Below are 13,879 nucleotides of genomic sequence, written 5' to 3'. Positions count from 1 at the left end.
CATGAGCAAACAACTGCAAGACGCCTACATCGTTGCCGCCACCCGCGCGCCGATCGGCAAGGCACCGAAGGGCAGCTACAAGAACACGCGTCCGGACGACCTGCTCGCGACCATCCTGAAGAGCACGCTCGCGCAGGTGCCCGATCTCGATCCGAAAGTGATCGAGGATGCGATCATCGGCTGCGCCATTCCCGAAGCGCAGCAGGGCCTGAACGTGGCGCGCATCGGCGCGCTGCTCTCCGGGCTGCCCAACACGGTGGGCGGCGTGACCGTCAACCGCTTCTGCGCCTCGGGCCTCACGGCGCTGGCCATGGCCGCCGACCGCATCCGCGTGGGTGAAGCCGACGCGATGATCGCGGGCGGCGTCGAGAGCATGAGCATGGTGCCGATGATGGGCAACACGCCCTCGCTCTCGCCGTCGATCTTCGAGCGCGACGAGAACGTGGGCATTGCCTATGGCATGGGGCTGACCGCCGAGAAGGTCGCGCAGCAGTGGGGCGTGTCGCGCGAAGCGCAGGACGCCTTTGCGCTGGCCTCGCACCAGAAGGCCATCAAGGCGCAGCAGGCCGGCGAGTTCGCGAACGAGATCACGCCCATCGAGATCGTCGAGCGTTTCCCGAACCTCGCGACGGGCGAGGTTGCGGTCAAGACGCGCACGCTCTCGCTCGACGAGGGGCCGCGCCCCGATACGTCGATCGAAGGCCTGGCCAAGCTGCGTCCGGTGTTCGCGAACAAGGGTTCGGTCACGGCGGGCAACAGCTCGCAGACGTCGGACGGCGCCGGCGCGCTGCTCGTCGTGAGCGAGAAGATCCTCAAGCAATTCAACCTTACGCCGCTCGCGCGCTTCGTGTCGTTCGCCGTGCGCGGCGTGCCGCCCGAGATCATGGGCATCGGCCCCAAGGAGGCCATTCCGGCCGCGCTGCGCGCCGCGGGGCTGACGCAGGACCAGATGGACTGGATCGAGCTGAACGAAGCGTTTGCCGCACAGGCGCTGGCCGTCATCAAGGATCTCGACCTGGACACGAGCAAGGTCAACCCGATGGGCGGCGCCATTGCGCTGGGTCACCCGCTTGGCGCCACCGGGGCGATTCGCGCGGCGACCGTGGTGCACGCGCTGCGCCGTCACAACCTGAAGTACGGCATGGTCACGATGTGCGTGGGCACCGGCATGGGCGCGGCGGGGATTCTCGAGCGCATGTAAGCCGGTCACCGCTCGGGAGCAAGCGCGATCATGCATCCCACGATGCCGTGGTGCTGTGCTGGCACCCGGCACTGACGATCCGAGGCGCCGGGGTGTGGCCGTGCGAATGCGCAGCCGCCCCCGGCGTTTTTTCATACCGCAGGCGGCGCATGGGCCGGCGGCGGGGCGTTCCCCCAAGGAGACAAACGAGATGGAAGACGTATTGGTGCAGCGCCAGGGCGCGGTGCAGGTGCTGACCTTCAACCGCGCGCACAAGAAAAACGCAATTACCGCCGCGATGTACCAGGCGCTGGCCGACGGCATCAACGAGGCGGAGGCCGACGCCTCGCTGCGCGTGATCCTGATCCAGGGGCAGCCCGAGGCATTCTCCGCGGGCAACGACCTCGAGGACTTCCTCAAGCATCCGCCGAAGGACGAGGACGCCCCCGTGTTCCAGTTCCTGCGCGCCATCAGCCAGGCGAGCAAGCCGATCGTGGCCGCCGTGGCCGGCAACGCCGTGGGCGTGGGCACGACGCTGCTGCTGCACTGCGATGTCGTCTACGCTGCCGAGACGGCGCGGTTCTCGCTGCCGTTCTCGCAACTGGCGCTGTGTCCCGAAGCAGCGTCGAGCTGGTTGCTGCCGCGCGTGGCGGGGTATCAGCGCGCCGCCGAGAAGCTGCTGTTCGGCGAGCCGTTCGACGTGAGTGAGGCGGTGGCCATGGGTTTCGTCAATCGCATCGTGCCGGCCGCCGAGCTCGCCGACTATGCGGCCGGACGGGCCGCACAGCTGGCCGCCATGCCGGCCGCGTCGCTGCGCGCGACCAAGCAGTTGATGAAGGGCGACAGCGCGCGCGACGTGCAGGAGCGCATCCGCGAGGAAGCGCTGGAGTTCGGCAAGCGGCTGATCTCGCCCGAGGCGCGCGAGGCGTTCACGGCCTTCTTCGAGAAGCGAAAACCGGATTTCAGCCAGTTTTCGTGAGCCCGCCCGCCGCTCGGCCGGGCCGGCATGCCAGCGCGCTCACGCCGGTGCGTCGAGCTTGGGCAGCGGGCGCGGGCGGCGGTCCTCGTCGGTGGCCACGTAGGTGACCATCGCCTCGGTGACTTTGACGATCTCGTGCGACAGGCGCATGCGCTGCGCATATGCCTCGACGTAGACGGTGATCGACGTGTTTCCCGTCTTCACGATGGTCGCGTAAAAGCTCAGCAGATCGCCGACGAAGACCGGCTCCTTGAACAGGAACGAGTTGACGGCGATGGTGGCTACCCGGCCGTTGGCGCGCTGGGCCGCCGGAATGGAGCCGGCGATGTCGACTTGCGACATGATCCAGCCGCCGAAGACGTCGCCGTGGGCGTTGGCGTCGGCGGGCATCGGCATCACGCGCAACGCCAGTTGTTTTTCTTCGGGCAGGGCCGTGAGGGCAGGGGTCGGGGTACTCATGAAATTCCTTGCGTGAGCCGGGGGGAGCCGGAAAAGTCCGGCGGGCCGGGAAACACGGCGAAGCGCGCGTCATACCCGACGGCCGGACTGGCGCGGGCCTCGGAGGGCCGCTGCGCAGCCCGCCGAGGCGGGAGCTCACCCGGCGCCGGCTCAGCATGAGACGCCGGGTTCTGCGAAAATACGCCATCGACGATTTTAGCGGAAAGCCCTCGCGCGAGCCGGACGCCGCCCCCCCACTTCATCATGAGACGTTTCACTGCGGCCGAACCCGCGCCGGCGGCCTCCGGTTCTCGGAACCATGCCCGGCCGGCCCGCGGCGACTGGCAGGTCATCAAGTCGCTGCTGCCGTATCTGCTGGAATTTCGCGCACGCGTCGCGCTCGCGCTGTCGTGCCTCGTGCTCGCCAAGGTGGCCAACCTGGGCGTGCCCATCCTCATGAAGCACATTGTCGACGCCCTCGGGCCGGTGGCGGCGCTCTCGGCCGCCGCGCGGGCGTCGGCCGACCCGAGCCTGATCGTGGTGGGCGGCCTTGGCCTGCTGGTGATCGCCTATGGGCTCGTGCGGCTGTCCACGTCGCTTTTCACCGAGCTGCGCGAAATCCTGTTCTCGAAGGTGACGGAAAGCGCCGTGCGGCAGATCGCGCTCAAGGTGTTCCGGCATCTCCACGCGCTCTCGCTGCGCTTTCACCTCGAGCGGCAGACCGGCGGCATGAGCCGCGACATCGAGCGCGGCACGCGAGGCATCCAGTCGATGATCTCGTACTCGCTCTACAGCATCCTGCCCACGGTGATCGAAGTGGCGCTGGTGCTCGGCTTCTTCGTGGCGCGCTACGACGCGTTCTACGCAATTGTCACGCTCGGCGCGCTGGTGCTCTACATCACGTTCACGGTCAAGGTCACGGAGTGGCGCACGCACTTTCGCCGAACGATGAACGAACTCGATTCGAAGGCCAACGCGCGCGCCATCGATTCGCTCATCAATTACGAGACGGTGAAGTACTTCGGCAACGAGGCGTTCGAGACGCAGCGCTACGACGAGAACCTGAAGCGCTACCGCGCGGCGGCCATCCGTTCGCAGAATTCGCTCTCGGTGCTCAACTTCGGCCAGCAGGCGATCATCGCCGCCGGCCTCATCCTGATTCTGTGGCACGCCACGCAGGGCGTGATGAGCGGACGCATGACGCTGGGCGACCTGGTGCTCGTCAACACGTTCATGCTCCAGCTCTATATTCCGCTGAACTTCCTCGGTGTGATCTACCGCGAACTCAAGCAGGCCATGACGGACATGGACCGCATGTTCACGCTGCTCGACGTCAATCGCGAAGTGGCCGACCCGCCCGGCGCCCGCTCGCTCGCATGCAGCGGCGGGACGGTGCGCTTCGAGCATGTGAACTTCGGCTACGAGCCGACACGCCAGATTCTGCACGACGTCGATTTCACGGTTGGGGCGGGCACGACCACGGCCGTCGTGGGCCACAGCGGCTCGGGCAAGTCCACGCTCTCGCGCCTGCTGTTTCGCTTCTACGACGTGGGCTTTCCCGGCGTGCCCGCTGGTCGCATCACGATCGACGGCCAGGACATCCGCGAGGTCACGCAGGACTCGCTGCGCGCGGCCATCGGCATCGTGCCGCAGGACACGGTGCTGTTCAACGACACGATTTACTACAACATCGCCTACGGCAATCCGTCGGCCTCGCGCGACGAGGTGATCGCGGCCGCGCGCGCCGCGCATATCCACGATTTCATCGAAAGCCTGCCCGCGGGGTACGAGTCGATGGTCGGCGAGCGCGGCCTGAAACTCTCCGGCGGCGAGAAGCAGCGCGTGGCGATCGCGCGGACCATCCTCAAGAATCCGCACATTCTGATTTTCGACGAAGCGACCTCGGCGCTCGATTCGCGCTCGGAGCAGGCGATTCAGGCGGAGTTGCGCAACATCGCGCGCGAGCGCACGACGCTGGTCATCGCACACCGCCTCTCGACGGTGGTGCACGCCGCGCAGATCATCGTGCTCGACAAGGGGCGCATCGTGGAGCGCGGCACGCACGACGAACTGCTGCGCGCCGAGGGCCTGTACGCGCAGATGTGGGCGCTGCAGCAGCAACGGCGTGGCGGCGAGGGAGACGCCGAGGCGTCGCACTTCGCCACGGTCGTGTCCTGAGCGGCCTGGCAGCCCCGTGCGCGGGCATCTCCGGGAGCACGTTTGTCATCCGCGCCGCCGATTGAGTAGACTAGCGCGCTGACATCGCCGACGCGGGAGCACCGCATGGAAATCAAGTGGCTCGAGGACTTCGTGTCGCTCGCCAAGACGAACAGTTTCAGCCGTTCGGCCGAGCTGCGCCATGTGACGCAGCCGGCATTCTCGCGCCGCATCCAGGCACTCGAGGCGTGGTTGGGCAGCGAACTGATCGACCGTTCCAGCTACCCCACGCGCCTGACCCCGGCGGGGGACGTCTTCTACGAGCAGGCGCTCGCACTGCTCGCCCAGGCGCAGGAAGCGCGGGCGCTGCTGCGCGAGCAGCGCTCGGCGGACCACTCGGTGCTGGACTTCGCCGTGCCGCACACGCTCTCGATGACCTTCTTCCCGCGCTGGCTCAAGACGCTGGAAAAGCGTCTGGGCCTCTTGCGCAGCCGCTTGCGCGCGTTGAACGTGCATGATGCGGCCATGTCGCTCACGGATGGCGGCTGCGATCTGCTGATGTGCTACTACCACCCGAGCCAGCCGCTGCAGCTCGACGCCTCGCGCTACGAGATGGTGGTGCTCGGCAGCGAGCGCTTCAGCCCGTACAGCGCACCCACGCCGCAAAAGCGCGCCCGCTTCAGGCTGCCGGGCACGCCCGAAGCGCCGGTGCCCTATCTCGCCTATACGTCCAACGCCTACCTCGGACGCATGGCGGATCTGCTCGTGGGCGACACGGCGAACCCGCCACATCTGGACAAGGTCTACGAGACCGACATGGCCGAGGCCCTCAAGGCGATGGTGCTCGCCGGGCATGGCGTGGCATTCCTGCCGCAGAGCGCCGTGGTCGACTCGATTGCGCGCGGCGAACTGGTGGACCTCGCCCCGCCCGGCAAGGCGGGCGCGCCTTGGCATCTGGACATGGAAATCCGCCTGTACCGCGACCGGCTCGCGTACACCGACGCGAGCCACCGGCGCGAGCGCGCCAAGCGCGATGCCGTCGAGGCGTTCTGGCAGGCGGTGCGCGATCAGGTCAAGGGGTGAAAAGGGGGGGAAAGGGGAGAAAAGGGGTAATAGGGGCGAAAGGGGCGAAAGGGTCGAAAGGGGAAGGGGAGGAAAGCCGGGAAAAAAACCGGGAGCGTAGTAGGGGCTCCTCAGGGAATTCCCATTGGTTGACAGACCCCGGTGCCAGCGTTGGCGCGCGTTCGCCGCCATTCGCGTGACGAACCGGTGAAATGAGGAAACTATGCAGGAATTGCATAGTTGCATGTTTTTTCGGCATTGGATTGTTTTCGACGGTTATTTGTAAAGTGCGAGCCATTCGTGTCGTGCCTGCGTGCGGGCACTGATTGAAGCCGGAGAATCCAGAGATGTCTCAAACGTCACATGCCTTGCCTTCCTACCTTCAGGCCGACGACCTCGGCCCGTGGGGCAACTACCTTCAGCAGGTCGATCGCGTCACGCCCTACCTGGGCTCGCTCTCGCGCTGGGTCGAAACCCTCAAGCGCCCGAAGCGCATCCTGATCGTCGATTGCCCGATCGAGCTCGACAACGGCACCATCGCGCACTTCGAGGGCTACCGCGTGCAGCACAACACCTCGCGCGGCCCCGGCAAGGGCGGCGTGCGCTTTCACCAGGACGTCACGCTCTCCGAAGTGATGGCCCTGTCGGCGTGGATGTCGGTCAAGAACGCAGCCGTGAACGTGCCTTACGGCGGCGCCAAGGGCGGTATCCGTGTGGACCCGCGCAAGCTCTCGCGCGGCGAGCTCGAGCGCCTCACGCGCCGCTACACCAGTGAGATCAACATCATCATCGGCCCGACGAAGGACATTCCGGCGCCGGACGTCAACACCAATGAACAGATCATGGCGTGGATGATGGACACCTACTCGATGAACGAGGGTTCCACCGCCACCGGTGTCGTGACTGGCAAGCCGATCTCGCTGGGCGGCTCGCTCGGCCGGCGCGAGGCCACCGGCCGCGGCGTGTTCGTGGTGAGCTGCGAAGCGGCCCGCCGCCTGGGCATGGACGTGCGCGGCGCGCGCGTGATCGTGCAGGGCTTCGGCAACGTGGGCGGTATCGCCGCACGTCTGTTCCATGAGGCCGGCGCACACGTCATCGGCGTGCAGGACCACACTGGCACGATTTACAAGTCGGACGGCCTGGACGTGCCGAACCTGCTCAAGCATGTGGCCGAGACCGGCGGCGTGGGCGGTTTCGCGGCGGCCGAATCGATCAAGGACGAGGAGTTCTGGTCGCTCGACTGCGAGTTCCTGATTCCGGCGGCGCTGGAAAACCAGATCACCGAGAAGAACGCCGACAAGATCCGCGCAAAGGTCGTGGTCGAAGGCGCGAACGGCCCGACGACGACGGCGGCCGACGACATCCTGCGCAGCAAGAACATCCTCGTGGTGCCGGACGTGGTCGCCAACGCCGGCGGCGTGACCGTGTCGTACTTCGAATGGGTGCAGGACTTCTCGAGCTTCTTCTGGACCGAGGAAGAAATCAACCACCGTCTGGAGCGCATCATGCGCGAAGCGTTCGACGGCGTGTGGCACGTGGCCCAGGAGCACAAGGTGTCGCTGCGCACGGCGGCGTTCATCGTGGCGTGCAGCCGGATTCTTCAGGCCCGTGAAATGCGTGGCCTGTACCCCTGATCGTGGGCGCTGCGGCACTAAGTAGTAATACGCATTAATGCGTAAAACCGAATGTTCGGGGCGATTTACGTCAAAAAAGGCGGACGTTCCGAGCATTCGAGAATAAAAAAATAGGCAATTGCAGTGCTAGAATGCATTCGTTTTGTGCCAAGGAGACCAAGGAATGACCCTCTCGAAAATTGCATTGGCGATGTGCTGTGTGGGCCTGATGGCAGGTGCTGCGCAGGCTCAGGAAAGCGGTACGCTCAAGAAGATCAAGGACAGCGGCGTTATTTCGCTGGGTAACCGCGAATCGTCGATCCCGTTCTCGTTCTACGATAACCAGCACAATGTCGTGGGCTATGCCAACGACGTCGCGATGGCCATCGTGGCGGAAGTCAAGAAAGAGCTGAACCTGCCGAAGCTGGACGTCAAGCAGACCCCGATCACGTCGCAAAACCGTATTCCGCTGGTGCAGAACGGCACCATCGACATCGAGTGCGGTTCGACCACGAACAATGCCGAGCGCCAGAAGCAGGCTGCGTTCTCGAACACGTTCTTCATCATCGGCACGCGTTTGCTGACGAAGAACAGCTCGGGCGTGAAGGATTTTGCCGACCTCAAGGGCAAGAACGTCGTGACCACGGCGGGTACGACCTCGGAGCGTCTGCTGCGCGAGATGAACCAGAAGGAAAACATGGGCATGAACATCATCAGCGCCAAGGATCACGGCGAGGCAGCCATTACGCTGCACTCGGGCCGCGCCGTGGCGTTCATGATGGATGACGCCCTGCTCGCCGGCGAGCGCGCCAAGTTCAAGGATGCCAAGGACTACAGCATCGTTGGCAAGCCGCAATCGTATGAAGCCTACGGCTGCATGATGCGCAAGGACGATCCGGCCTTCAAGAAGCTGGTCGACAAGGCGGTCGCGGACTACCAGAAGTCGGGCAAGGCACAGGCCGACTACAAGAAGTGGTTCCAGTCGCCGATCCCGGCGCTGGGCGGCACGAACATGGACTTCCCGCCGTCGGCCGAAATGGCAGCCCTCTGGAAGTCGCCGAACGACAATGCCGACGTTCAGGGCGCCAAGTAAGCCGACATCGGCTTGACGGATCGCTGAACATTATCGGTGCGTAATGCTGAAGCGGAAGGAGTCGATCCTTCCGCTTCTTTTTAAGCAAGACAAGTAGAAAAAGGGGAGATCATGGCTCTCGGTCTCGATTTCAGTTTCTTCTTCCAGCCGGTGGCCACCGGCGAGGACACCACCTACTTCGGGTGGCTGGTCTCGGGCTTCAAGCTCACGCTTGAGGTGGGCCTCGGCGGCTGGATCATCGCGCTCATCGTCGGCTCCGTGCTCGGCGTGATGCGCACCGTCCCCAACAAGTGGATCTCCGGCTTCGCGACGGCTTACGTCGAGCTGTTCCGGAACATCCCGTTGCTGGTGCAGTTGTTCTTCTGGTACTACGTAGCCCCCGACTTTCTGCCCGAAGGCGTGCGCCAGTGGCTGTTCTCGCTCAATCCCTCGAACGTCTCGCTGCTCACCGGTGTGGTCGGCCTGGGGCTCTTCACGGCCGCCCGGGTGTGTGAACAGGTGCGTTCCGGTATCAATTCGCTGCCCAGGGGCCAGAAGAATGCCGGTCTGGCCATGGGACTCACGCTGCCGCAGACGTATCGCTTCGTGCTGCTGCCGGTGGCGTTTCGCGTGGTGATTCCGCCGATCACCTCGGAGTTCGTCAACATCTTCAAGAATTCGGCCGTGATCTCGACGGTGAACCTGCTCGAGCTGACCGGTCAGGGCAAGCAGCTCATCGACTACACGGCGCATAGCTACGAATCGTTCATCGCCGTGACGATCGCGTACATGCTCATCAACATCGTCGTGCTCATGCTCATGCGTTGGCTCGAATCGAAGACCCGCCTGCCGGGCTACATCGGGGGCAAATAATGGGTGAGATTTTCGCTTGGGGCGGCGCGATCGACGCGATGCCGCTGCTCGTCAAGGGCATGGTCACCACGCTGCAGATCACGGTGCTCGCCGTGATCGTCGGCATCATCTGGGGCACGCTGCTCGCAATGATGCGCCTGTCGGGGGTGACGGTCCTGAAGTGGTTCGCGGACCTGTACGTGAACGTATTCCGCTCGATCCCGCTGCTGATGGTGCTGCTGTGGTTCTTCCTGATCGTGCCGCAGGTGCTGCGCTCGCTGCTCGACGTGCCGCCGACCTGGGATATCCGGATGGTCTCGGCACTGGTGGCCTTTTCGCTGTTCGAAGCGGCGTATTATTCGGAGATCATCCGCGCCGGTATCCAGAGCGTGTCGCGCGGCCAGATGTCCGCCGCCTTCGCGCTGGGCATGTCGTACTGGCAGGCGATGGGCCTCGTGGTGCTGCCGCAGGCGTTCCGCAACATGGTGCCGTTGCTGCTCACGCAGGGCATCATTCTGTTCCAGGATACGTCGCTCGTGTACGCGATCGCCTTGGCCGACTTCTTCGGCATGGCGTACCAGGTGGGCCAGCGTGACGGCACTCTGCCTGCGATGATTGTGTTTGCCGGAGCGGTCTACTTCGTGATCTGCTTCACGGTTTCGATGTTGGTTAAACGTCTTCAAAAGAGGTTGGCGAAATGATTACCCTGAAAAACGTCTCCAAGTGGTACGGCCAGTTCCAGGTGCTCACGGACTGCTCCACTGAAGTCAAGAAGGGTGAAGTCGTGGTGGTGTGCGGCCCGTCGGGTTCGGGCAAGTCCACGCTCATCAAGACCGTCAACGGTCTGGAGCCGATCCAGCAAGGCGAGATCATCGTCGACGGCACCTCGGTCGCCGACCCGAAGACGAACCTGGCCAAGCTCCGCTCGCGCGTGGGCATGGTGTTCCAGCACTTCGAGCTGTTCCCGCACCTGTCGATTACCGAGAACCTGACGCTCGCGCAGGTCAAGGTGCTCGGCCGGCGCAAGGACGAGGCCACCGAGAAGGGCCTCAAGCTGCTCGAGCGCGTGGGCCTCAAGGCGCATGCGCACAAGTTCCCGGGACAGCTCTCGGGCGGTCAGCAGCAGCGCGTGGCTATCGCCCGCGCCCTGTGCATGGACCCGATCGCCATGTTGTTCGACGAGCCGACGTCGGCCCTCGATCCGGAAATGATCAACGAAGTGCTCGACGTGATGGTCGAACTGGCTCAGGAAGGCATGACCATGATGGTGGTCACGCACGAAATGGGCTTCGCCAAGAAGGTCGCGAACCGCGTGATCTTCATGGACCAGGGCCTGATCGTCGAAGACGACAAGAAGGAAGAGTTCTTCGCGAACCCGAAGTCGGATCGCGCCAAGGATTTCCTGGCCAAGATCCTGCACTGATCGACGCCGGCGGGCGTGACATCGAACACGTCACGCCGCATATCACGCCGCACATCGCGCCGGAACGAAAAAGCGTGCCCTCGGGCACGCTTTTTTTGTGGGCGCCTGCCGGCGCCGCCAGCGCCATCGGTCGCGCGCGGCGGCAGGCGCTTCCTGGTCCTTACTGACAGGCCGTGTTCTGCGCGTTGCGAAGGCGCACGGCCTCAGGGATCGGCACGATGGTGCGCAGCGACGGCGCGCCCTTTTCGAACAGGATCAGCTCGCCCGGCTCGAAGGTCGTCCAGGTTTCGTTGTCGGTAAGCGGCACGGTCGCAATGACGGCCACGCGATCGGCCGGCGTCGTGAACTTCGCGAAATCGATTTCCCAGTCGGCGTCGATCAGATGCGCCTTCGTAAACGGCCACTGCCGCGCGATGAAATGCAGTCGCGTGGAGCAATGGGCGATGAGCGCCTGTCCGTTGGACAGCACGAAATTGAACACGCCGTGGCGCGTGATCGTGCGGGTGATGTCTTCCACCGCGTGGAAAAGCTCGTCGAGCGGCGGCTGTGAACCGGGGAAGCGCTTGCGCAGGCCCTGCATGATGTCGCAGAACGCGCGCTCGCTGTCGGTCGTACCGACCGGTTGGTAGACGCCGGAGAGAAACGGGTCGTAATCGTGCAGATCGCCGTTGTGGGCGAAGATCCAGTGGCGGCCCCACAGTTCGCGCTGGAACGGGTGGCAGTTCTCCAGCTCGACGACGCCCTGCGTCGCCTTGCGGATGTGGGCGATGACGTTCTTCGACTTGATCGGGTACTTCTTCACCAACTCGGCAATGGGCGAGTTCGCCGCCGCCTGGTGATCGATGAAAAGCCGGCAGGCCTTGTCCTCGAAGAACGCGATACCCCAGCCGTCGGCATGGTGGTCCGTGCCGCCCCCGCGCGCCGCAAAACCGGTAAATGAAAACGTGATGTCGGTCGGTTCCGCGCAATTCATTCCGAGCAGTTGGCACATGGGACGGGCAAATCGATGATGGGCTGCGCACGTCGTGTCGGAGCGCCGCAACCGTTACAATATGGGGTTGCACAAGCATAGCATCGGCCCCTGTGTACGTACATTCCCGCCCAAAAAGTCCGTCGCGCGCACGCGTCATCTCGCGCCGCCGCGGCCTTCATGGGCCAGCCGTCCCCCCAAGCCCCGGAAAACGCCCATGACGACCCAACTGACCATCACCCGCCCCGATGACTGGCATCTGCACGTACGCGATGGCGACGTGCTCAGGAGTGTGCTGCCCGACAGCGCCCGCCAGTTCGGCCGCGCGATCATCATGCCGAACCTCAAGCCGCCGGTCACCACGACCGAGCAGGCCGCCGCCTATCGCGAGCGCATCCTCGCCGCGCGCCCGGCCGGCAACACGTTCGAGCCGTTGATGACGCTATACCTGACCGACAACACGCCGGGCGACGAGATCCGCCGCGCCAAGGCGTCGGGCTTCGTGCACGGCGTGAAGCTCTACCCGGCCGGGGCCACGACGAACTCCGACGCGGGTGTGACCGACCTCGCGAAGTGCCGCGGCGCGCTCGAAGCGATGCAGGAAGTCGGCATGCCGCTGCTGGTGCACGGTGAGGTGACGAGCGCGGACATCGATATCTTCGATCGCGAAAAGGTCTTCATCGACCGCGTCATGACGCCACTGCGCCGCGATTACCCGGCTCTGAAGGTCGTTTTCGAGCACATCACCACGAAGGACGCGGCCGAGTACGTCGCTCAGGCCGACGGTCCGATCGCCGCGACCATCACCGCGCATCACCTGCTGTACAACCGCAACGCGATCTTCACCGGCGGCATTCGCCCGCACTATTACTGCCTGCCCGTGCTCAAGCGCGAGACGCATCGCGAGGCGCTGGTCAAGGCGGCCACCTCGGGCAGCCGCCGGTTCTTCCTGGGCACGGACAGCGCGCCGCACGCCCGTGGCGTGAAGGAAGCCGCCTGCGGCTGCGCCGGTTGCTACACGGCGCTGCACGCGATCGAGCTGTATGCGGAAGCGTTCGACAAGGCCGGCGCGCTCGACAAGCTGGAGGGCTTCGCGAGCTTCCACGGCCCGGACTTCTACGCGCTGCCACGCAACACCGACAAGATCACGCTCGTGCGCGAGGCGTGGGAGTTGCCGGCTGAACTGCCGATGGGTGACGCAACGGTCGTGCCGCTGCGCGGCGGCGAAGTCATCGGCTGGAAGCTCAAGGGCTGAGTGGCGCGCGCCAGATTGCCGTATGTCGCGGCAGGCCGCTCAGGCGGCAGGGCAACGAGGCGCCGAGCGCCGGTGGTGTTGCCATGACGGCGGGGTTGCCGCAGATCGACTGGGCCGCACCGTGGTTCGCCGCGGTGTCGGCGCTCGGGCAGCACGCGCTCGCCGCGTCCGACTGGCGCGAGGCACTGGCCGCGCAGGCCGCCGCTGCCGGACTCACGAGCGGGCAGGGACGCCCGCTTCGTTTCGTCGCGCAAGAGGCACTGCCGGCCGGCACCGCCTACGAGGCGTTCATTGCCGCGACGGGGGGCGTGCCGACGCGCCTCAATTTGCACGATTTCTTCAACGCACTCATCTGGCTGACGTATCCGCGCGGCAAAGCGGCGCTCAATGCGCGCCAGGCGGCGGCCCTCGCTGCGCGAGGCGTACAGCCGACTCGCGGGGCCACGCGCGACGCCGCTACGCTTTTCGACGAAAACGCCGTCATCTTCGCATGCAGCGACTCGTCGCTCGGGGCGGCGCTGCGCGCTTTCGACTGGCACACGTTGTTCGTCGAACGCCGCGCCCACTGGGGCCTCGCCTGCGAAGTCCAGCCGTTCGGGCACGCCTTGCTGGAGAAGCTGATCGCACCGTACAAGTCGATCACCGCGCACGCGTGGATCGTCGACGTGCCGGCCGACTATTTCGGCTGGGCCCCGCCGCAGCGGCGCCGCTGGCTCGACGACCGGATCGCCCCGACGCTCGCGGTCGCGCCGCTCGCCACACGCGACTTCGCGCCGCTGCCGGTGTTGGGCATTCCCGGATGGTGGGCTGCCAACGCCGATCCGGGCTTTTATCTCGATACGACGGTGTTTCGCACCGGGAGGCGCCGGAAGCCGTAG

13 protein-coding genes are annotated in these 13,879 nt (G+C 65.1%); 11 read left to right on the top strand and 2 right to left on the bottom strand.

The window, feature by feature from the left end:
• The first annotated feature begins 1 nt into the window (after nt 1).
• Entirely contained in the window at nt 2-1,201 is a 1,200-nt protein-coding gene (locus tag CDN36_RS15950; RefSeq protein ID WP_150553632.1) for an acetyl-CoA C-acyltransferase, read from the top strand.
• Between the two features lie 190 nt (nt 1,202-1,391).
• A complete protein-coding gene (locus CDN36_RS15945; RefSeq protein ID WP_287497240.1) occupies nt 1,392-2,159 on the top strand; it encodes an enoyl-CoA hydratase in 768 nt (255 codons plus the stop codon).
• A 39-nt stretch (nt 2,160-2,198) separates the two neighbouring features.
• Here the strand turns inward: CDN36_RS15945 and CDN36_RS15940 are convergent, their stop codons facing one another.
• On the bottom strand, nt 2,199-2,618 hold the full coding sequence (locus tag CDN36_RS15940; RefSeq protein ID WP_150553630.1) for an acyl-CoA thioesterase: 420 nt from the start codon (nt 2,616-2,618) through the stop codon (nt 2,199-2,201).
• A 243-nt stretch (nt 2,619-2,861) separates the two neighbouring features.
• Between CDN36_RS15940 and CDN36_RS15935 the strand changes: the two genes are divergently transcribed.
• The 7 genes from CDN36_RS15935 to CDN36_RS15905 all read left to right on the top strand — a co-directional run bounded on the left by CDN36_RS15935 (nt 2,862) and on the right by CDN36_RS15905 (nt 10,776).
• Nucleotides 2,862-4,775, top strand: coding sequence for an ABCB family ABC transporter ATP-binding protein/permease (locus CDN36_RS15935; protein ID WP_287497239.1), 1,914 nt, complete (start codon nt 2,862-2,864; stop codon nt 4,773-4,775).
• A gap of 105 nt (nt 4,776-4,880) precedes the next feature.
• Nucleotides 4,881-5,837, top strand: a complete 957-nt coding sequence (locus CDN36_RS15930; RefSeq protein WP_150553628.1) for a LysR family transcriptional regulator — start codon at nt 4,881-4,883, stop codon at nt 5,835-5,837.
• 326 nt (nt 5,838-6,163) lie between these two features.
• Nucleotides 6,164-7,450, top strand: coding sequence for a Glu/Leu/Phe/Val family dehydrogenase (locus CDN36_RS15925; protein WP_150553627.1), 1,287 nt, complete (start codon nt 6,164-6,166; stop codon nt 7,448-7,450).
• A 163-nt stretch (nt 7,451-7,613) separates the two neighbouring features.
• On the top strand, nt 7,614-8,522 hold the full coding sequence (locus CDN36_RS15920) for a glutamate/aspartate ABC transporter substrate-binding protein (RefSeq protein ID WP_150553626.1): 909 nt from the start codon (nt 7,614-7,616) through the stop codon (nt 8,520-8,522).
• A gap of 111 nt (nt 8,523-8,633) precedes the next feature.
• Nucleotides 8,634-9,374: an amino acid ABC transporter permease gene (locus CDN36_RS15915; protein ID WP_150553625.1), complete on the top strand. Its 741-nt coding sequence runs from the start codon at nt 8,634-8,636 to the stop codon at nt 9,372-9,374.
• Complete coding sequence (gene gltK, locus CDN36_RS15910) at nt 9,374-10,054, top strand: glutamate/aspartate ABC transporter permease GltK (protein ID WP_150553624.1); 681 nt, start codon at nt 9,374-9,376, stop codon at nt 10,052-10,054. Before CDN36_RS15915 ends, gltK begins: the two co-directional genes overlap by 1 nt.
• Complete coding sequence (locus CDN36_RS15905) at nt 10,051-10,776, top strand: amino acid ABC transporter ATP-binding protein (protein ID WP_150553623.1); 726 nt, start codon at nt 10,051-10,053, stop codon at nt 10,774-10,776. Before gltK ends, CDN36_RS15905 begins: the two co-directional genes overlap by 4 nt.
• A 160-nt stretch (nt 10,777-10,936) precedes the next feature.
• Here CDN36_RS15905 and CDN36_RS15900 read toward each other — a convergent pair whose 3' ends face one another.
• Nucleotides 10,937-11,767 (bottom strand): class II glutamine amidotransferase, encoded by an 831-nt coding sequence (locus CDN36_RS15900; RefSeq protein WP_287497238.1) that lies wholly within the window; start codon nt 11,765-11,767, stop codon nt 10,937-10,939.
• Nucleotides 11,768-11,963: 196 nt separating this feature from the next.
• Between CDN36_RS15900 and pyrC the strand changes: the two genes are divergently transcribed.
• Together pyrC and CDN36_RS15890 are read left to right on the top strand one after the other, a co-directional pair.
• The gene (pyrC, locus tag CDN36_RS15895; RefSeq protein WP_150553621.1) at nt 11,964-13,001 is read left to right on the top strand and encodes a dihydroorotase; all 1,038 of its coding nucleotides are present in this window, start codon (nt 11,964-11,966) and stop codon (nt 12,999-13,001) included.
• Between the two features lie 83 nt (nt 13,002-13,084).
• A complete protein-coding gene (locus CDN36_RS15890; protein ID WP_287497237.1) occupies nt 13,085-13,879 on the top strand; it encodes a DUF3025 domain-containing protein in 795 nt (264 codons plus the stop codon).

Source organism: Pandoraea sp. CB10b_02 (genome assembly GCF_002216225.1).
GTDB lineage: Bacteria > Pseudomonadota > Gammaproteobacteria > Burkholderiales > Burkholderiaceae > Pandoraea > Pandoraea nosoerga.
The sequence above is the reverse complement of the archived record's forward strand: the minus strand, read 5'-3'. Positions and strand labels throughout refer to the sequence as shown.